Below are 17,938 nucleotides of genomic sequence, written 5' to 3'. Positions count from 1 at the left end.
ACGGTACGTGGTCCCCGGTCGAGGTCAGCCGACCCCGACCGGGGGAGCGGGTCAGCGGTACAGGCGGACGTCGGCGACGCTCCACCAGTTGCCCGCCGCCGCCGTCGTGCTCACCCGCAGGAATCGGGCCCGCGTGCGGGGCAGGTCGACGGTGGTGAGCTGGCCGACGCCCGCGCCGGAAGCCGCGGTCCGCCAGCCCACGCCGTCGTCGCTGACCTCCAACCGCCAGCCACGGGCGTAGTCGCCCAGGTTGCCGCCGCTGTCGATCGCCACCCGCCGGAACGCGGTGCGGCGGCCGAGGTCGACCTGGAGGTGCTGGCCCGGTTCCTGCGCCTGGCCGCTGCTCCACCGGGTGGAGGCGTCACCGTCCACCGCGGCGGCGGCGTTCTCACCGGTCGGCACGGTGGTGGCCGTCGCGCCGTCCAGCGGGACGGGGGCGAGCCCGTCGTCCAACACCTTGCCGCGCGGCCACGTGAAGGTGGCCAGCGCGCCGCCGGGCAAGGTGTAGTCGAAGATCCGCTCGCCGACGCTGACCGCGAAGGTGCGCGGATCGTCGTTCTGGTTGTGCACCACCAGCGCCGTCGAGCCGTCCGGGTTGCGGAACGCGACGTCCATGACCTGGCCGTTCCAGCCGGTCGTGCCGAACGACGTGCTGGCGACCCGCTTCGCGCCCGGCTTCACGAACTTCGCCAGGTGCCCGATCGTGTAGTACTCGGCGTCGGTGGACACCGTGCCGTCCGGGTGGACGGTGACCAGGCCGGTGCACGTGCCGCAGCCGCCGTTGTGCGGGCCGTTGGCGCTGTCCAGCGCGATGTTCCAGTTGACCGCCGACTTCGCCCAGTTGCGGGTCGTGCCGATGACGACGTTGCGGGCGTGCCACTTCAGCGTGTCGCGGAAGACCTGCGCGGGCGGGTCGCCCGGACCGTGCGAGCCGGAGCACTCGGTGAACCAGATGCCCTTGTCGGGGTGCGCCGCGCGCAACGCGGTCTGCGCGCTCGGATCGCCGGAGTAGCAGTGGTACGCGGTGCCCGCGACCCACCGCGCGGCCGGGCTCTCCAGGACGCGGTAGGGGTAGTCGGTCTCCGGGTCCTCGCCGGGCGGCGTGGTGGCGACGTCGTTGGGGTGGGTGCTCCAGTTGTGGTCGTAGGCGAGGATCTTCGTGCGCGGGCTCGCCTTGCGCAGCAACGGCCCCAGCGCCTCGATGACCTTGAGCTGCTGCGCCACCGGCATGTCCGTGCCGGGGTAGGCGTCGGGTGCGCGGTTCTGCGGCTCGTTCTGCAGCGACAGGAAGTCGACCGGCACCCCGGACGCGGCGTAGGCCTGCACGAACTCCACCAGGTACCGCGCGTAGGCGTCGTAGATCGCCGGGTCGTCCTTCAACCGGCCGCCCACCAGCGAGTCGGTGGTCTTCATCCACGCGGGCGGGCTCCACGGCGTGCCCATGACCTTCAACGCCGGGTTGAGCTGCTTCGCCCGGTGCAGCAGGGGCAGGACCTCGGCCTGGTCGTGGGCGATGCTGAAGTGGCGCAGCTCGAAGTCGGTCCGGCCGGGCGGCACGTCGTCGTAGGTGTAGTGCTCGGCCTGGGCGGTGAAGTCCGAGGAGCCGATCGGCTGGCGCAGGAAGCTCACGCCGATGCCGCGCACCGGGTCGAACAGCTTGCGCATGGCCTCCTCGCGCGCCCGCGGCGTGAGCCGGTGCAGCACGTGGGCCGACGAGTCGGTGATCGACGCGCCGAAGCCGTCGACCTCCTGGTAGGCCACGTCGGGGTCGATCACGATCGTCTGGTGCGGCGACGTGCCGGTCCGGAACGTGACGGACGGCCGTTCGGCCAGCAGCTCGGCGCGGTCCACCGTGGTGACCCACACGCGGGCGGCGGGTGTGTCGTGGGCCGCAGCCGGGACGGCGACGGCCAGTCCGGCGGTGAGCACCGCGGTCGCGGTCAGGGCGGTCGCCCGGGATCTCGTCATCGCTCTCCTTCGAGCGCGCCATGTAACAAACAGGGGAAAATGTGTTTCGTGATGGAACACGTGACGCGCCGAGTGAGTCAAGGTGCAAGACGCGGTTAAGATGCCGAGGTGACCAGGCGTGCGCGGGTGCGCGACATCGCCGCGGAGGCCGGTGTCTCGATCGCCACCGTCTCCCGGGTGCTCAACGACCACGTCAACGTGGCACCGCGCACGCGCGAGCTCGTGCTCCGGGCGCTGGAGCGCAGCCGGTCGGACGCGCCGCCGCGCCCCGACCGCCGCACCGTCCACGTCCGGTGCCCCTACCTGCTGACCGACTACTTCGGCCTGATCGTCTCCTCGATCGCCGAGACGCTGCGCCTGCACGGCGTGCGGATGGTCCTCGACGCGGGCGTCACCTCGCAGCGCGCCGACGTGCTGCGCGGCCTGCCCGACGACCCCGACCTCGACGCGGCGGTCCTGATCCTGCCGCCGGAGGACGGCGAGGAGCTCGTCGCGCTGGCCCGGCGCGGCTTCCCGTTCGTCGTGGTCGACCCGCGCACCACGCCCCCGCCGGACATCGCCTCGGTGTCCGCGGCCCACCTCGCGGGTGCCCGCGCGCTCACCGCGCACCTGGTCGAGCTGGGCCACCGCGACATCGGCGTCATCGCCGGGCCGGTGGAGTGGCTGGCGGGCGACGCCCGCACGGCGGGCCACCACGCGGCGCTGGCGCAGGCGGGCGTGCTGCCCTCCCGTGACCGCGTCCACCACGTCGAGCCCACCGCGGCGGAAGGGCTGCGGGTGGCGGGCGAGCTGCTGGACGGGCCGCGCCGCCCCACCGCGATCGTCTGCTTCAACGACAAGCTGGCGGTGGGCGCGCTCCAGGCCGCGCACGACCGCGGCCTGCGCGTGCCGCATGACGTGTCGGTCGCCGGGTTCGACGACCTCGACCTCAGCCGGGCCACCCGGCCCGCGTTGACCACGGTGCGCCAGCCGTTGCAGGAGATGGGCCGCATCGCCGTCACGCAGCTCATGCGCGTGCTCGACGGCCACCGGCCCGAGGCCCTGCACCTGGAGCTGTCCACGACGCTGGTCGTGCGGGAGTCCACCGGGCCGGTGCCCCCGTGAGTTACCGCGCTTGTTCCATTTGTTCCACGAGGAGGGCCTCCACCTCGTCGTGACCGGGACCGCGGTGGGGCGACTGCCGGCACCACTCCAGCGGCGTCAGCAGGCGCACGGGGTCACGCAGGGTCGGGTCCGCGCCGTGGTCGAGCACCCGGCGGACGCCGGCGAGCTTGCCGTGGGCCGCGGCGACGTGCAACGGCATCCGCCCCCGCACGGCATCGGCCTCGTCGACCGGCGTGCCGGTCGATCACGTCCAGGCGCTCGTGGTCGGCGGCGAACACCAGCGAGCGCAGCAGGCACTGACGGCTCAGCCCTTCCGGCGGCCACGCCGTCATCTCGCCCGCCGCGGCCACCGCGTCGAGGTCGGCCCTCGCCTCGACCAGCACCGCGGCCACCTCGACGTCGCCGCAGCTCACGGCGGTGACCAGCGGCGTCTCCTGGTCGCCGGGGTGCCCGTCGACCGGCGCGGCGGCACCCTCCCGCGCCGGTGCCGATCCTGGCCCGGGAGGGCATGTGTCCACAGTGGACTCACCGGGTGGGCGCGTGTCACCGCGTCCCGGCCGGGTAACCGGGGGTCAGTACCCGATCGTGGAGGGAGTGCCATGAGCGACACGACGACGGTGGGCAGGCTGCGCACGGTGCTGGGTGACGTCGGCTACCCGGCCGACAAGGGGCAGCTCGTCGACCACGCGTCGCGCAACAACGCCGACGAGGACACCGTGCACGCGCTGCACGCCATCCCGGAGCGCCGCTACGGGTCGTTCGACGAGGTGCTCGACGCGGTCGCGATCGACCAGGGGCGCGAAGCCTGACGCGGTTCCCGATGTGCCCGCGCATGTCGGTTTTGTCCCCACGTCGGCCGGGTACGTCGGGTCGGTGGAGACCGTGCTGGACATCGCCGACCTGTTCCCCGGCCTGCGCCTCGACGACCTCGTGGTGGACTACGACGACGGGGACGACCCGGTGCTGCGCCACCCCGACGGCACGGAGATCGACACCTGGCGGGAGAACTACCCGTACCCCACGCGGCTGTCGCGCGACGAGTACGAGCTGTCCAAGCGGATGCTCCAGATCGAGCTGCTCAAGCTGCAGTACTGGATCAAGGACACCGGCGGGCGGATGGTCGTCGTGTTCGAGGGCCGTGACGCGGCGGGCAAGGGCGGCACCATCAAGCGGTTCACCGAGCACCTCAACCCGCGCGGGGCGCGGGTGGTCGCGTTGGGCAAGCCGACCGAGCGCGAGCAGGGCGAGTGGTACTTCCAGCGCTACGTCAACCACCTGCCGACCGCCGGCGAGATCGTGCTGTTCGACCGGTCCTGGTACAACCGGGCCGGCGTCGAACGGGTCATGGGCTACTGCACCGACGAGCAGTACGAGCGGTTCATGCGGCAGGCGCCGACGTTCGAGCGGATGCTGGTGGACGACGGGATCACGTTGGTCAAGCTGTGGTTCTCGGTGTCACGGGCGGAGCAGCGGACGCGGTTCCTGATCCGGCAGGTCGACCCGGTGCGGCAGTGGAAGCTCAGCCCGAACGACGTGAAGTCGCTGGACCGGTGGGACGCCTACACCGAGGCGAAGGTGGCCATGTTCCGCGCCACCGACACCGAGGCCGCGCCGTGGACCGTGGTGAAGAGCAACGACAAGAAGCGCGCCCGCATCGAGGCCATGCGCAGCGTGCTGGCCCGGGTCGACTACGCCGACAAGGACCACGAGGTAGTCGGCGAACCCGACCCGCGCGTGGTCGGCCCGGCGGCCACGCTGCTGGAGGAGGGGGAGGACGAGGCTTCGCTCAGCCCGACCCCCATCGCACCTGTCGACGACCCCGACCACGGTCCCGGCATTCACCCCTAGCTCGGATTCCCCTGGGCGGTGCTTGACGGACGGTCTCGCCGTGGGTTCGGCCGGGCTTGAAGTCCGGCTGGCGCTGGGTTGGATCGGCCCGGGGTTGGAGCGGAGTGGGGTTGGACCAGCCCTGGGGTTGGATCGACGCTGGGTCCGGTCAGCCTTGGGCTTGAGTGGGCCCTGGGTTTGAGTGGCTCGGGCTGGGCCGGCGCTGGGCCCAATCGGCCCGGAGTCCAAGCTGCCCTGGATTTGAGTGGCCCTGGTGTGACTGACCCTGGGTTCGGCCAGCCCTGGGTTCGGCCGGGCCGGAGACCCACCACTCCGGGCGTCCAGCCCACCTCCGGGGTGACCGCCCCTCAGCTCCCGTCCTGGGTCGGCTGAGCGCCCTCGGTCGGCTGGGCGGACGGCTCAGGCTCCGGGTCCTGGCTGGGCTGCGGTGCCTCGGAGGTCGGCGGTGGCGGGTTCGAGGTTGATGGTTGCGGGGTCGTCGTCACGACCGGTGCGGTGGTGTTGGTGTTGCTGTCGGGGGCGGGCACGGGGTTCTGCGGTTCGCCGCCCGCCGGTTTGGCGGTCTCCGCGGTCGTCGTGACCTGCGCGGTGGTCGTGGCCGAGGCTTGTGGTGTGCGGATGAACTGGGGGCGGACCGGTTCGTCGGCACCCTCGGTCGTGCCCGTCTGCTCCGGGGCCGCCTGCTGCTGGGTCGGGGACGCGGGCGGCGCGGAGTTCGCCGGGTCGTCGCCCGCCGTCACGGCCAACGTGATGGCGAACGCGCCGACCAGCGCGCCCACCGAGGCGACCAGCGCCTTCACCGGCGGACGCGTCCCCGTCCGCGGCAGCTCCTCGGTCTCCACCTCGGCGACACCCCCGGCGAACGCCACGGGCGGCACGGTGGCGACGCCGAACAAGGCCTGCGCGCAGTCGTGCGCGGTGGGGCGGTCGGCGGGCGTGGCGGAGGTCATCCCCGCCAGCAGTCGCCGGATGTCGGCGGGCAGGTCGTCCGGGATCACGGGTGGGCGGTGCAGCCGGGCCACCGCTGCCTCCACGTCACCGCCGCCGTACTCGCGCCGCCCGGTCAGGCACTCCAAGAGCACCAGCCCCAGGGCGTAGACGTCGGTCGGGTGGCCGATCTCCTGGCCGAGCACCTGCTCCGGGGCGAGGTAGGCGGCGGTGCCGACCAGCTGGTCGGTGCGGGTCAGCCGGGTCGCGCCGGCCAGGTGCGCCAGGCCGAAGTCGGCGAGGTAGGCGTTGTCGTCGCGGTCGAGCAGGATGTTCGCGGGCTTCACGTCCCGGTGCACCAGGCCGTGGGCGTGCACGTGCGCCAACGCGTCGGCCAGCCGTGCGCCGAGCCGGCGCGTCTCGTCCACGGGCAGCGGCCCGAGCGCCAGGCGGTCGTGCAACGTCCGGCCCTCGATCAACCGCAGCACGACGAACGGGGTGTCGGCCTTGGTGTCGGCGTCGTACACCGACACCAGCGCCGGGTGGGAGAGCCCCGCCAGGACGCGGACCTCGTTGTCGAACCGCTGGGCCGCGGCGGGGTCGAAGCCGGGTTGGAACAGCTTCACCGCGACGTGCCGTCTCAGCACGGTGTCCCAGGCGCGGTGCACCTCGGCCATCCCACCGATCCCGATCGGCTCGATGAGCTGGTAGCGGTCGGCCAGCAGATTATCGCCTACCGAGGGTGACACCGTCATACCTCCGGTCGCGTGAGCAGGACACTCCGGAATGCCCTGACCACGCCGCCGCCAAACAGGTGAGCCCTCCTCGTCACCGCGCGACCGCCCACCCGCGCCACCAGAGATGATCTTGTCCCAGGCTGCCCCCGCGCACGTCGCCGACGCCGTGGTGCGTGTCGTCGCGGACCGCGTGCTCGGGAGAGGTTCGGGCGCACGGGCCTGGGCTCGTCGTACGTGCTGCGCGGCGCGGAGATCACGCACATCCCGTCCGTGAACGGGCTGTGCGTGCTCGCGCTGGTCACCGTCGCCCTGCCGGCCGGCGCCACCGTGGACGACGCCTGCGCGGGTCGCGGCGGCGGAGGTGTGGGCGAACCTGCCCGCGTGACGGCGGCGTGCGGGGCCGTCACGAGTGGATGACCAGACCCCGTCCACCGTCGCGCTTGGCCTCGTACATCGCCTTGTCGGCGCGGCCGAGGACGGAGGCGGCGGTGGCTTCGGGGTCCGGGTTCGCGCAGAGCACCACGCCCACGGAGGCGCTGATCTCCTCGCCCAGCGCGTCGAGCACGCGGAACGCCACCTTCTCCGGCTCGTCCACCCCTTCGACCAGCACGCCGAACTCATCGCCACCCAGCCGGGCGACCACGTCCGTGTCACGCACGCACTGCCGCAGGCACTGCGCCACCTGTTCGAGGATCGCGTCACCGTGCGCGTGGCCGGACACGTCGTTGACCGACTTGAAGTCGTCCAGGTCCACGAACAGCAGCCCGAACGGCGTGCCGTCGCGGTGGTGGGAGTCCATCGCCTCGTCCAGCCTGCACTCGAACAACGCCCGGTTGGCCAGCCCGGTCAACGGGTCGTGGTGCGCCTGGTGCGCGAGGGTGCGCTCGGACTCACGCAGCAGCAGCACGAGCTTCGTGTTGTCCACGAGGGTGACCAACTGCCGCAGGATCACCGCGACGAACACCGTGAAGCCGCAGGCGATCTCCACCCCGTCCAACGGGCGCAGGTCGCCGATGATCGTGCGCCGCAGCACCAGCACGCTGCTGACCAGCAACGGCACGTACGGCATCAGCAGGTACGCCCACTGCCACGGCCGCCGGTCGCGGCTCGGCCCGGCCGACGGCGACGGCACGGGCGCGAGCGCGGCCAGGCCGATCAGCGCGGGCCCGAGCACGAACCCGGCGTTGGCCAGCGGCGGCACCTCGGGAGCCTGCACGCTGACCAGGTAGGCGAACGCGAGGTCGGACGCGGCGAGCCCGACCAGGCCCAGTCCGAGCAGGAGCAACTGGGGGCGCAGCACGACCTTGCGGTCCGCGCTCAGCACCACCACGATCACCAGCAGCACCAGGTCGGTCACCGGGTAGGCGATGGCCACCAGGAACGCCGCCGAACCGGGGTTGCCCGCCGCGACGAGCCCGCCCAGCGCGGTGGTCCAGGTGAACACGAACAGCGACCCGACCACGATCAGGCCGTCCAGCAGCAGCACCAGCCGGGCACCGCGGGAGCGGCGGTCCAGCAGCGCGTCGGGGGAGTCCGACCGGCGGAAGTTGCCGATGACCAGCAGCGCGACGAACGCGAACGGCACGATGCTGAGGTAGCCCGCGTCCGCCAGGGACGGCGACGGCACCGCGCGCCGCTCGACGAGCTGGTACCACGTCCACAGCGCCTGGCCGACGGACCAGCCGGCCGTGCCGAAACCGGTCGCCAGGCGCCACCGGCGGTCGGGGCCGGTCGTCCGGCGTGCCGTCCACCAGCAGCACCCGGTCGCGAACAGGCCCGTGGCGAGCTGGGCGAGGTCGTCGAGGGCCACCGCGGCGTCGCCCTGGACGACGTCGAAGCCGGCGGCCACTGACGCGGCGGTGGCCAGCACCAGCACGACCGCGGCCGTGATGGCGAACCGCCTCGTCCCGATCACGTCGGTCAGTGTGCCGCATTCGGGTGCCGCCGGCCGGGTCGCCCTGCGAGGATCAGCGGGTGGCAGAGCAGGAGGTTCCCCTCGCCGACGAGGTGACGACGGAGCAGGAGTACGAGCGGTTCGCCCGGCGCCGGATCGCCGAGCTGGGTGGCGACGCGGACGCGTTCGGCCTGTCCTACAACGTGTTGCACCTGGCGTACATGATGATCACGGACTACGAGGCCCTGGTGCACCGCGAGCAGGGGTGGACCATGCCCGGGTTCCGGCTCATGTTCAAGCTGTGGATCCTCGGGCCGACGCAGCCCGCGCGACTGGCCGACCTGTCCGGCACGACCAGGTCGGCGATGTCCAACCTGATCAACACGCTGGAGCGGGCGGGGCTGGTCGAGCGGACCAGGGACGGCCAGGACCGGCGCGTGGTGTTCGTGGCGCTGACCGAGGAGGGCCGGGAGGCGGTCGCGCGCGTGTTCCCCCGGCAGAACGGGCGGGAGGCGCGCTGGTTCGCCGTGCTGGACTCCGAGGAACGCGCCCAGATGGTGCAGCTGATCCGTCGGGTGGTCGCCGCCCGCCCGAAGTAGCCCGGCTCCGGCGCGGGACTTCGCGCAATGCGCCGCGCCCCCGCGTTCGTCGCTTATTTACTAATAAGCCCAGTCAAGGTGTGAATTAGTAACTCATCGACCGTGCGGATCGTCCTGACCAGCCCTTACCGGTAATGGTACGGGCATCTTCTTGCACTTCGTGCACGCTTCGAAGATCCCCTCGGCGGACCGGGGTCGGTTCGCTGCCTGAACCGGCAAGGGCATCGACAGTGCGTGAGATCTTCTCACATACTGTCCCGAGCAGGGCCGAACCGGAAGGGGGCGGATCCGCGTTCATGGACTCCGTTACTCAGAGTAACCTGATGACAGCCCGGCGTGTTCTCAGCTTCGGGTCGACGGTGCCGACACCGGGGCCCGTCAGGGTATCTGGCGACCCCCACGCTGCTCCTTTCGTGAGCGGGCGGTGGGCGGCCCGACGAATCCGGGAAAAGCGAGTCAGCGGTCTTGGTGTTTACTCCAGTTAGTAGAGTAACGGTCGATGGTCCTCCGAGTAATGGGGTCGAGTGATGGGCGTGGCGAACATTCAGCAGCCTGAGTTCGGACGGCGGCTGCGGCGGCTGCGCCTGGACCGCGACCTGTCGCAGCGCGACCTGGCCGTGGGCGTGGTCAACCCCAGCTACATCTCGCTGCTGGAGTCGGGGTCGCGCGTGCCCACCCTGGAGGTCGCGATCCAGCTCGCCCGGGTGCTCGGCGTCGGGCTGGGTGAGCTGGTCGAGGGTGCGGTCCCGCCCGTCGAGCCGGCCGTCGCGCCCACGTCCGGTGCGCGGGGCGGCTCCGAGGAACGGCTGGTGCGCGACCTGCTCGCCCGGCACGCCTACGAGTCCGGCGACCTCGCCGAAGCCCGTCAGCGGTTCGGGGAGACCTACCGCCACGCGCTGGGCCGCAACGACCTGGTCGAGGCACTCTCCTACGGACTGGACCTCCAGGACGTGCTGGTCCGCCTCGGGGAGACCGCCGCCCGCCGCGAGCTGCTGGACGAGCTGGCGAAGGTCGCCGAGCGCCTGGGTGCCCCCGAGGCGGTCGTGCGCGTGCAGGTGGACCGCGCCGCGGCGGCCCGTGACGCCGGGCACATGGTGGAGGCGCTGGACCTCGCGGAGGAGGCGGTGTCGGCGATCGGGGCGACGGCGCTGGCCGGGACGGGCGAGCACGTGCGCACCCTGGGCGTGCTGATCTCCATACGCTGCGACTCGGGCGACTTCCGGGACATCTCCCGGCTGGTCGGGGAGATGATGGAGATCGCCGAGGCGCTGGCCAGCCCCCCGCTGAGCGGTCGGGCGCACTGGGTCGCCGCCGTGGCGCTCGGCCGGCTCGGCAAGTCGGACCTGGCCGCGAGCCACGTGCACCAGGCGCGCGAGCTGCTCGCCGTGCCCGCGACGTCCGTGCAGGACTGGGCCCGGTTCTCCCGGGCGGCCACGTCGGCGCTGCTGGAGGCCAGCGCCGATCCCGCCCAGGTGCTGGTCCACCTCGAAGCGGCCCGCGCGGCGTCCGCCATCACCGAGAGCGGCAAGGAGTCCGTGCAGCTGGCGAGCCTGGAGTGCCGGTACGCGCTGTTGGTCGGCGACTACGAGCGGGCCGTGCGGCTCAGCGACTTCATCGACCAGGGGGCCACCGACCTGGTCGGCGTGGAGCAGGCGCGGCTGCGCCGGGCGCGTGGGCGGGCGCTGAAGGCACTGGGGCGGGTCGAGGAGGCGGCCGTCCAGATCCGGGCGGCGGCGGTGCTGTGCGACGAGGTCGAGGCCTACCGGATGGCCGCGCAGCTCTGGCGCGAACTCGCCGAGTTGAACACCTGACTTTTCTCGAGTAAATACGCTTTGCCGTTGCGTGACCTGTTCGTGACTTGAGCCTCCGTCCGCACCAGTTCCCGCTACCCGGTTCGACGGCCCGCGCTGCGCCGAAGGACGCATGACTTCCGCTGACCGGCAGGATGGCGCTGATCCCGGCAGTCACAGGTCGATCGTCCGGTGTGGATGACTCCTTGTCGTTCCGTGCTTACCTCCGTTACTTTCTCCCTTACTGGAGTAAGCACACGATGCCTGGGGTCCACATGACGGGTCATGGCGAGACAGGACGGGTGTTACCGCACCCGGCGCCGTTACCGCCACGGGCATGAGCGGAGGCGCGCGATGATCACATCCGAACTGGGGCTCGGCACAACGGCCGACTTCGTCTACCGCACCATGCTCCGCCGCGTCCGCTGGCGCTTCTCCGACCTCGTGCGCGAGCTGGGCTGGGACGAGATCGGCACCCGGGAGGTCATGGGCGACTTGCGCACGTTGGGCTTCCTGGTGGAGTCCGCCGACGACGCGAGCGCCGTGCGCGCGGTGGAACCCCGGCTGGCGCTGCCGGTCCTGGCGGCCCGCAGGCTCAAGGACGGCCCGCGCGGCGGTGTGCCGGGCGCCGCCGCCGTCGATCGCTTCGTGGCCGCCCACGAGCGCGCCTCGGACGTCGTCCCGGGCCGCCGCGAGGGCGTCGGGTTCGACGACCTGGCCGTCCTCGTGGAGCGGTTCGCCGCATCCGCGAACCGTGAGGTCCTCGTCGTCGTCCCGACCTACTCGCCGGGTTCGTACGAGTTCTCGCCGCTGATCGCCGAGGCCGTGCACCGCCGCGGCGCGCAGTTCCGCTGCGTCTGGTCCGACGAGTTCACCATGTCACCCGCCGTCGTCCCGCACGCGCGGTGGCTCGCCGAGCGCGGCATGTCCGCCCGCACCACCGCCGGCTCGTGCGTCCGCGCCGTCATCGTGGACGGCTCGACGGCGCTGGTCGTCAACCGCGAGATGCGCATGGAGGTCCTGCGCGGTTCACGGGCCGTGGAACCCCTGCACCGCACCGCCACCGCCCTGTGGACCCAGGGGCGGCCCGCGCACGACGCGGTGGCCGGCACGCCCGTCGACGCACCGCGCCGGCGCTACGAGATCGTCCTGCGGCTGCTCGCCGAGGGCTTGACCGACGACGCGGTGGCCAACCGGATCGGGGTCAGCGTGCGGACCGTGCGCAACGACGTCGCCTCCGCGATGGCCGGCATGGACGCCCGCAGCCGCTTCCAGGCGGGTGTGCGGGCCGCCCAGCTCGGTCTGCTCTGACGCCCACCAGGCGTCCTCCAAGCGCCCACCAGGCGCCGGAACGAGGAGAGCCACCTCCCCGATCGGGAGGTGGCTCTCCTCGTTGTGGCGCAGCGCGGTCCTGGAGCGCGTGAGCCGCCGTTCAGTCCTGCACGCGCAGGCCCGCCGGGAGCGGCGCCAGGTCCGTCCACACCCGCGAGATGTGCTCCAGGCACTCCTCGCGGGTGCCGGCCACACCGCAGTCGTGCCACCCCAGCGGGTTGGGCCGGCGCACCGGCCACGTCGAGTACTGCCCCAGGTCGTTGACGACCACCTTGACCTCGTCCATGTCAGCCCACCGCTCCCGTGAAGAAGTCCGGCACCATCTGCCCGCCGCCCTGGTCGACCACCCGGTCGTGCACCCAGGAACCCACGGCGAGGTCCAACACCCCCAAGCCGAACGGCGAGAACACCGCCGCCCGCCCGGGGTCGCGCGTGACGCGCCCGCGCAGCACGTCGCCGATGGTCCCGGCGACGAAGTCCCGCCCACCGGTGAGCTGCTCGGCCAGGTGCAGCGACGTGCGCTCGCGGACCGCGTGGTCCACGTCGTCGGTCACGTTGAACGACGCCAGCACCAGCTCCGGGGCCAGGTCGCGCAACGACAGGTGCAGCACGACCGGCGCGCCCGCGAGCAGCGCCGGGTCGTGCAGGTGGGGCTCGCCGGCGACGGTCGTGATCACCACGACGTCACACCCGTCGAACGCGCCCGCGGCCGCGTCGGCGACCACAACGTCCGGCGCGCCGTCGGACTCCAGCGCCGCGCCGAAGCGCCGCGCCGCGGCCGGGTCGAGGTCGAACAGCCGGTGGCCGCCGACCTCCCAACCCAGGTCGCGGAAGAACCGGCGGACGTGTTCGGCGATCAACCCGGTGCCGATCCAGCCGATCCGGCCCGCGCGCCGTCCGCCCACGAGCGCTTCCGCGCCCAGCACGGCGGACGCGGCGGTGCGCGTGGCGGAGATGATGGACGACTCCATGATCGCGTAGGGGTAGCCGTCGGACAGGTCGTTGAGGATCAGCGCGGCCGAAGCCCGCGGTTTGCCGACCGCGGTGTTGGCGGGGAAGCTCGCGATCCACTTGATGCCGGCGACCTCGCGCGGCCCGCCCAGGTAGGCGGGCAGCGCGATGATCCGGTCGCGTGGTCGGTCGGGGAAGCGCAGGAAGCTGCTGTGCGGATTGGAGGTCGTGCCCGCGTCGTGGGCGAGGTAGGCGTCGCGGACCGCGGTCAGCACGCCTTCCCGGTCGGCGTCGACCTGCTTGGAGACCTCTTCGGCGGTGACGATCCGCAGCGACGGCAGTGGGATGTCGGGCATGTGGTCCCGTTTCGTGTGTAGGGGTGGGGACGGGCCGGTCCCGCCCGGTGGCGGACCGAGGTCGAGGTAAGGCGTCGTGGCGTTAGGCGGGCACCATGTCGGCGGCGGGTTGCTCCGCGAAGACCTCCGCGACCCAGCGGGGGTTGTAGATCGTGTCGGCGTAGCCGGTGCCGCGGTCGGCGCACAGGAACAGCACCGTGGGCCGCGGCCCGGTGTGGTCGGCGAAGTAGCGGTTGATCGCGGCGTACACCGTCCCGGTCGACCCGCCCGCGTACAGCCCGTGCCGCCGCAGCAACTCGTGGCAGCCGCGCACGGTGTCGCGCTCGGGCACGATCACGACGTCGTCGATCAGCGCGTGGTCGAACAGCGGCGGGGTGATCGAGGAGCCCAGGCCGGGGATGTGCCGGGTGCGCGGCGCGCCGCCGAAGATCGCCGACCCCTCCGCGTCCACGCCGACGACGCGGACGTGCGGCCACGTCTCCTTGACCCGTCGGGACAGCCCGGCGATCGTGCCACCCGTGCTCGTGCCGACGAAGACGTGGTCGACCGACCGGAACGCGCGGCAGATCTCGCCACCGGTGAGCCGGTAGTGCGCGAGCACGGCGTCGGTGTTGGCGTACTGGTTGGGCCAGTACACGTCGGGCAGCTCGCCGCGTAGCTGCTGCACGCGCGCCAACCGGGTGCTCAGGAAGCCGCCGCTGGCGTCGCGCTCGGTGACCTTCTCCACCCGCCGGCACACCTGCCGCAGGTACGCCTCGGTGGAGGCGTTCACGTTCGGGTCGAGCACCGGGATGAAGTCCACCCCCAGCGAGCGGCAGAAGGAGGCGAGGGAGATGGCGAAGTTGCCCGAGGACGACTCCACGATCGTGGAGCCCTCGGTCACGTCGCCCCGCTCGACGGCGCGTTTGAGGATCCACAGCGCCGAGCGGTCCTTCGAGCTGCCGTTGGGGTTGCTGAACTCCAGCTTCGCGTGCAGGTCGACGGTGTCGTCGGCCAGCTTGACCACCGGCGTCTCCGGCATCGACCGCCGGATCGCCTCCAGCCGGCGCAGCAGGTCCGGTCCGCTCACGGGTGGGTCCTCCATCGGGTCGTCGGGACGTGCCGGGGCAGGGGGAACTGCCAGAGCAGGCGCAGCACCTCGTCGCGGACGGACAGCCGGGTGAAGCGGTCGAGCCGGTCCCCGGTCCGCGCGCCCTTGAGCGCTTCGTCGGCCAGTTGCGCGACGTGCCTCATCTCGCTGCGGTCGAACCCGCGCCGACCGGCGGAGGTCACGTCCAGCGCGATGACCGGATCCGGTCCCGGCACCCGGTCGACCACGAGGTTGACCTCGCGCAGGACGTCCACCGCGTACGGGCCCACGTCGGCCGGCAGCTCGACGAACACCACGTGGTTGTCCGTGCCGCCGGTGACGACGCGGTGGCCGAGCAGCGCGAACTCCGCGGCCAGTTCCGCCGCGCCCAGCGCGGTGCGCAGGACCTCCTCGCGGAAGTCGTCACCGCGGACCACGTCCAGCGCCCGCGCCGTGCCCGCCAGGACGGCCAGGTCGGGCGTGCCCCGCCGCTCCCGGGAGGTGCGGGCCGCGAGCAGGTCCGCCAGCGGCGTGCCGCGCACGGGCGTCCGCGCGTCACGCCCGCACAGCACCACGCCGCCGCGCGCACCGGGCAGGCCGGTCGCCACGTCGAGCGTGGTCACGTGGGCGTGGTCGACGGAGCTGGGCAGCAGGCCGGTGGCCGCGAGCCCCGCGACGTGGGAGATGTCGACGACCAGCAGCGCGCCCACACCGTCGGCGATCGCGCGCAGCCGGGCGAAGTCCGGGGTGAGCGGGTGCGGCTCGCCGCCGCACAGCAGCACCGCCGGCCGCTCCCGCGCCGCGCGGGCGGCCAGGCCGTCGTGGTCGAACCCCTCGCCGACGGCGAGGAGGTGCTCCACGGTCCGGTGCGCGCGCCCGTCGCGGGGTCGGGTGCCCAGTCGCGCGTCCAGCACGACCTCGTCCGGGCCCAGCACCGCGTCCAGCACCAGCGAACGCGCCTCGGCGCCCGAGTTCGGTCGCACGTCGGCGTACTCGGCGCCGAACACCGACCGCGCCCGCTCCAGGGCCAGCCGCTCGACCGGGCCACCGTCCACACCGGACACCGGGTCGGCGGGCAGCACGGCGCCGCACGCCGTCGCGGTCGGGTCCGGCGCCGGGCCGGGCGCGCGCAGCACGAGGTTCTCCTCGCGCTCACCGTGCTCGGCGACCAGCAGGGCGTGCAGTCGCGGGTCGTCCTCGGCCAGCCACTGCGCGCCCGCCGCCGCGACCGCCGCCAACGGCGACGACGGCGGCGCAGCCGGCGCGCGACCCAGCCTCAGCTCGACCATCGCCCCGCCCCGGTGGGTGTCCGCGGTGTCATCGGGCCACCGCCGAGCGGTAGGCGCGCACCGCGAGCGGTGCGGTGACCAGCAGCACGGCCAGCGTCAACGCGACGGCCATCGGGATCGGGTGCGCCGCCGGGAACGAGTCGCCCGCAGGCGCCGGGTTGCCGAACAACTCGCGGCACGCTGCCACGACCGAGCTGATCGGGTTCCACTCGCACACCGCGCGCAGCCACGCCGGCAGGCCGTTCAGCGGGATGAACGCGTTGGACAGGAACGTCAAGGGCATCACGATCAGGAACGCCACCGCGCTGATCGCCTCCGCGCCGCGCACCACCAGGCCGATCAACGCGCCCAGCCACGACATCGCGAACCCGAACAGCAGCAGCAGCCCCACCGCGCCCAGCGCCGCCGCCGCACCCGCCGACACCCGCCAGCCGATCAGCAGGCCGACCAGCGCCATGACCGTGATGGACACCAGCGACAGCACCAGGTTCGACGCCGTCCGCGCCAGGAGCACCGCGCCCTGCGACATCGGCAACGAGCGGAAGCGGTCGACCAGCCCGTTGCCCAGGTCGTCCGCGACGCCCAGCGCCGTGCTGGACACCGTGGACAGCATGGTCTGGGTGAAGATGCCGGCCATGAGGTACTCGCCGTACGAGCTGCCGCCGGGCAGTGCGATCGCCGCGCCGAACAGCACGCCGAAGATCACCACGTAGGCGACCGGCATCAGCGTGACGCCGAGCAGCTTCTCCGGTGTGCGCGCGATGTGGCGCACGTGCCGCGCGAACAGGGCGGCCGTGTCGCTCGCGGCACCGGCCAGGGCGGGCGGGGCGACGGGGACCAGGGGCGTGCTGGTGATCGTGGTCATGGGGTCGTCCTCTCAGGGGTCGCCGTCGTGCCGGTCAGCGCGAGGAAGACGTCGTCCAGCGACGGTCGGCGGGTGCCGAAGTCGGTGACGGCCGCGCCGAGCGGGCGCAACGCCGCCGCGGCGTCGGCGACACCTCCGAAGCCGTCGTGCAGCGGGACCGAGACGGTCAGCCCGTCGGCGGAGGTGGTCGGCGGGGCGACGACCAGCCGGCCCAGCAGCGCGGTGACGGCGGGGACGTCGCGGTGGTGCGCGACGGTGACCTCCAGCTGTTCGCCGCCGACCTTGGCCTTCAGCTCGTCGGGGGTGCCCTCGGCGATGACCCGGCCGCCGTCGATGACCGCGATCCGGTCGGCGAGCTGGTCGGCCTCCTCCAGGTACTGCGTGGTCAGCAGCACGGTCGCGCCGCGGGCCACCTGCTCGCGGATCATCTCCCACAGCGCGAGCCGGCTGGTCAGGTCCAGGCCGGTGGTCGGCTCGTCGAGGAACATCACCGCGGGTTCGGCGATGATGCTCACCGCCAGGTCCAGCCGACGGCGCATCCCGCCGGAGTAGGTCTTCACGACGCGGTTCGCCGCGTCCCGCAAGGAGAAGCGCTCCAGCAGCTCGTCGGCGCGGGCCTTCGCGGTGCGCCTGCCCATCCGGTACAGGGTGCCGATCAGCCGCAGGTTCTCCCGGCCGGTCAGCTTCTCGTCCACGGCCGCGTACTGGCCCGCGAGGCCGATCGCCCGGCGCACCGCGCGCGGGTCGCGCACCACGTCGTGCCCCGAGACGAACGCCTGGCCGCCGTCGGGCACCAGCAACGTCGACAGGATGCGCACGGTCGTGGTCTTGCCCGCCCCGTTGGGGCCGAGGACACCGAACACCTCGCCCGCCGGGACCGTCACGTCGACGCCGCGCAGCGCCTCGTGGTCGCCGTACCTCTTGTAGAGCCCTTCGGCTCGGATCGCTGGTTCCACGCGCCACTCCTCAGGGAGAAACATGGCGCCGACACGCGCCACGGACATGCACGGACGTCGTGCGCGAACGACGCTAGACGGCGCGGGACGACGTGGGCCCGTCGCTGCAACAACTGCCCTCGACCGCCGGAAACCCTTGCAGGATGGTGCAGACGGCTTGACCGGACCGGGCGTCCCGGGCGGTCCCTGCATGATGTTGCAGGCGCGTTGACCTCGCCTTTTCGGCGGTCCAAGACTGTGGCGTCCGCTTCCC

The 17,938-nt window shown here is 72.7% G+C and carries 17 protein-coding genes; 7 read left to right on the top strand and 10 right to left on the bottom strand.

The window, feature by feature from the left end; genetic code table 11:
• Window positions 1-51 precede the first annotated feature (51 nt).
• Window positions 52-1,968 (bottom strand): discoidin domain-containing protein, encoded by a 1,917-nt coding sequence (locus LZG04_RS10090; protein ID WP_233815551.1) that lies wholly within the window; start codon window positions 1,966-1,968, stop codon window positions 52-54.
• A gap of 108 nt (window positions 1,969-2,076) precedes the next feature.
• Here LZG04_RS10090 and LZG04_RS10085 point away from each other — a divergent pair, with 108 nt between their 5' ends.
• Entirely contained in the window at window positions 2,077-3,072 is a 996-nt protein-coding gene (locus LZG04_RS10085; RefSeq protein ID WP_233815550.1) for a LacI family DNA-binding transcriptional regulator, read from the top strand.
• A 1-nt stretch (window position 3,073) separates the two neighbouring features.
• On the opposite strand, the gene LZG04_RS10080 is transcribed toward LZG04_RS10085, so the two are convergent.
• On the bottom strand, window positions 3,074-3,271 hold the full coding sequence (locus LZG04_RS10080; protein ID WP_233815549.1) for an ankyrin repeat domain-containing protein: 198 nt from the start codon (window positions 3,269-3,271) through the stop codon (window positions 3,074-3,076).
• A 400-nt stretch (window positions 3,272-3,671) separates the two neighbouring features.
• On the opposite strand from LZG04_RS10080, the gene LZG04_RS10075 reads away from it, so the two are divergent.
• Window positions 3,672-3,881, top strand: coding sequence for a DUF2795 domain-containing protein (locus LZG04_RS10075; protein WP_233815548.1), 210 nt, complete (start codon window positions 3,672-3,674; stop codon window positions 3,879-3,881).
• Window positions 3,882-3,954: 73 nt separating this feature from the next.
• Window positions 3,955-4,920 (top strand): polyphosphate kinase 2, encoded by a 966-nt coding sequence (ppk2, locus tag LZG04_RS10070; protein WP_374202800.1) that lies wholly within the window; start codon window positions 3,955-3,957, stop codon window positions 4,918-4,920.
• Between the two features lie 347 nt (window positions 4,921-5,267).
• Here ppk2 and LZG04_RS10065 read toward each other — a convergent pair whose 3' ends face one another.
• A complete protein-coding gene (locus LZG04_RS10065) occupies window positions 5,268-6,596 on the bottom strand; it encodes a serine/threonine-protein kinase (RefSeq protein WP_233815546.1) in 1,329 nt (442 codons plus the stop codon).
• Window positions 6,597-6,818: 222 nt separating this feature from the next.
• Here LZG04_RS10065 and LZG04_RS10060 point away from each other — a divergent pair, with 222 nt between their 5' ends.
• Window positions 6,819-7,001, top strand: a complete 183-nt coding sequence (locus LZG04_RS10060; protein WP_233815545.1) for a hypothetical protein — start codon at window positions 6,819-6,821, stop codon at window positions 6,999-7,001.
• On the opposite strand, the gene LZG04_RS10055 is transcribed toward LZG04_RS10060, so the two are convergent.
• Window positions 6,988-8,499: a GGDEF domain-containing protein gene (locus LZG04_RS10055; protein ID WP_233815544.1), complete on the bottom strand. Its 1,512-nt coding sequence runs from the start codon at window positions 8,497-8,499 to the stop codon at window positions 6,988-6,990. The two genes, LZG04_RS10060 and LZG04_RS10055, sit on opposite strands and share 14 nt — an antisense overlap.
• A gap of 59 nt (window positions 8,500-8,558) precedes the next feature.
• Between LZG04_RS10055 and LZG04_RS42410 the strand changes: the two genes are divergently transcribed.
• The 3 genes from LZG04_RS42410 (at window position 8,559) to LZG04_RS10040 (ending at window position 12,178) form a co-directional block, all read left to right on the top strand.
• Window positions 8,559-9,077, top strand: a complete 519-nt coding sequence (locus LZG04_RS42410; protein WP_233815543.1) for a MarR family winged helix-turn-helix transcriptional regulator — start codon at window positions 8,559-8,561, stop codon at window positions 9,075-9,077.
• A gap of 533 nt (window positions 9,078-9,610) precedes the next feature.
• Window positions 9,611-10,888, top strand: a complete 1,278-nt coding sequence (locus LZG04_RS10045; protein WP_233815542.1) for a helix-turn-helix domain-containing protein — start codon at window positions 9,611-9,613, stop codon at window positions 10,886-10,888.
• 333 nt (window positions 10,889-11,221) lie between these two features.
• A complete protein-coding gene (locus LZG04_RS10040) occupies window positions 11,222-12,178 on the top strand; it encodes a LuxR C-terminal-related transcriptional regulator (protein ID WP_233815541.1) in 957 nt (318 codons plus the stop codon).
• Between the two features lie 121 nt (window positions 12,179-12,299).
• Here LZG04_RS10040 and LZG04_RS10035 read toward each other — a convergent pair whose 3' ends face one another.
• The 6 genes from LZG04_RS10035 to LZG04_RS10010 form a co-directional block, all read right to left on the bottom strand.
• Window positions 12,300-12,485 (bottom strand): MbtH family NRPS accessory protein, encoded by a 186-nt coding sequence (locus LZG04_RS10035; RefSeq protein ID WP_233815540.1) that lies wholly within the window; start codon window positions 12,483-12,485, stop codon window positions 12,300-12,302.
• A gap of 1 nt (window position 12,486) precedes the next feature.
• Window positions 12,487-13,506, bottom strand: coding sequence for a 2,3-diaminopropionate biosynthesis protein SbnB (gene sbnB / locus LZG04_RS10030; RefSeq protein ID WP_233815539.1), 1,020 nt, complete (start codon window positions 13,504-13,506; stop codon window positions 12,487-12,489).
• Window positions 13,507-13,588: 82 nt separating this feature from the next.
• Complete coding sequence (gene sbnA / locus LZG04_RS10025; RefSeq protein ID WP_233815538.1) at window positions 13,589-14,575, bottom strand: 2,3-diaminopropionate biosynthesis protein SbnA; 987 nt, start codon at window positions 14,573-14,575, stop codon at window positions 13,589-13,591.
• Window positions 14,572-15,864, bottom strand: coding sequence for a hypothetical protein (locus LZG04_RS10020; protein WP_233815537.1), 1,293 nt, complete (start codon window positions 15,862-15,864; stop codon window positions 14,572-14,574). Before LZG04_RS10020 ends, sbnA begins: the two co-directional genes overlap by 4 nt.
• 28 nt (window positions 15,865-15,892) lie before the next feature.
• The gene (locus LZG04_RS10015; RefSeq protein ID WP_233815536.1) at window positions 15,893-16,729 is read right to left on the bottom strand and encodes an ABC transporter permease; all 837 of its coding nucleotides are present in this window, start codon (window positions 16,727-16,729) and stop codon (window positions 15,893-15,895) included.
• On the bottom strand, window positions 16,726-17,685 hold the full coding sequence (locus tag LZG04_RS10010; RefSeq protein WP_233815535.1) for an ATP-binding cassette domain-containing protein: 960 nt from the start codon (window positions 17,683-17,685) through the stop codon (window positions 16,726-16,728). The genes LZG04_RS10015 and LZG04_RS10010 overlap by 4 nt, the downstream gene beginning before the upstream one ends.
• Window positions 17,686-17,938 lie beyond the last annotated feature (253 nt).

It is taken from the genome of Saccharothrix sp. S26, from assembly GCF_021390395.1.
Classification (GTDB): Bacteria; Actinomycetota; Actinomycetes; order Mycobacteriales; family Pseudonocardiaceae; genus Actinosynnema.
This window is presented reverse-complemented; position numbering and strand designations above follow the sequence as displayed.

What these genes read in the sequence shown, in the direction of transcription:
- LZG04_RS10090 (WP_233815551.1), bottom strand. Translation starts at nt 1,968, where the DNA reads ATGACGAGATCCCGGGCGACCGCCCTGACCGCGACCGCGGTGCTCACC.
- LZG04_RS10080 (WP_233815549.1), bottom strand. Translation starts at nt 3,271, where the DNA reads ATGCCGTTGCACGTCGCCGCGGCCCACGGCAAGCTCGCCGGCGTCCGC.
- LZG04_RS10075 (WP_233815548.1), top strand. Translation starts at nt 3,672, where the DNA reads ATGAGCGACACGACGACGGTGGGCAGGCTGCGCACGGTGCTGGGTGAC.
- LZG04_RS10040 (WP_233815541.1), top strand. Translation starts at nt 11,222, where the DNA reads ATGATCACATCCGAACTGGGGCTCGGCACAACGGCCGACTTCGTCTAC.
- LZG04_RS10035 (WP_233815540.1), bottom strand. Translation starts at nt 12,485, where the DNA reads ATGGACGAGGTCAAGGTGGTCGTCAACGACCTGGGGCAGTACTCGACG.
- sbnB (WP_233815539.1), bottom strand. Translation starts at nt 13,506, where the DNA reads ATGCCCGACATCCCACTGCCGTCGCTGCGGATCGTCACCGCCGAAGAG.
- LZG04_RS10020 (WP_233815537.1), bottom strand. Translation starts at nt 15,864, where the DNA reads ATGGTCGAGCTGAGGCTGGGTCGCGCGCCGGCTGCGCCGCCGTCGTCG.
- LZG04_RS10015 (WP_233815536.1), bottom strand. Translation starts at nt 16,729, where the DNA reads ATGACCACGATCACCAGCACGCCCCTGGTCCCCGTCGCCCCGCCCGCC.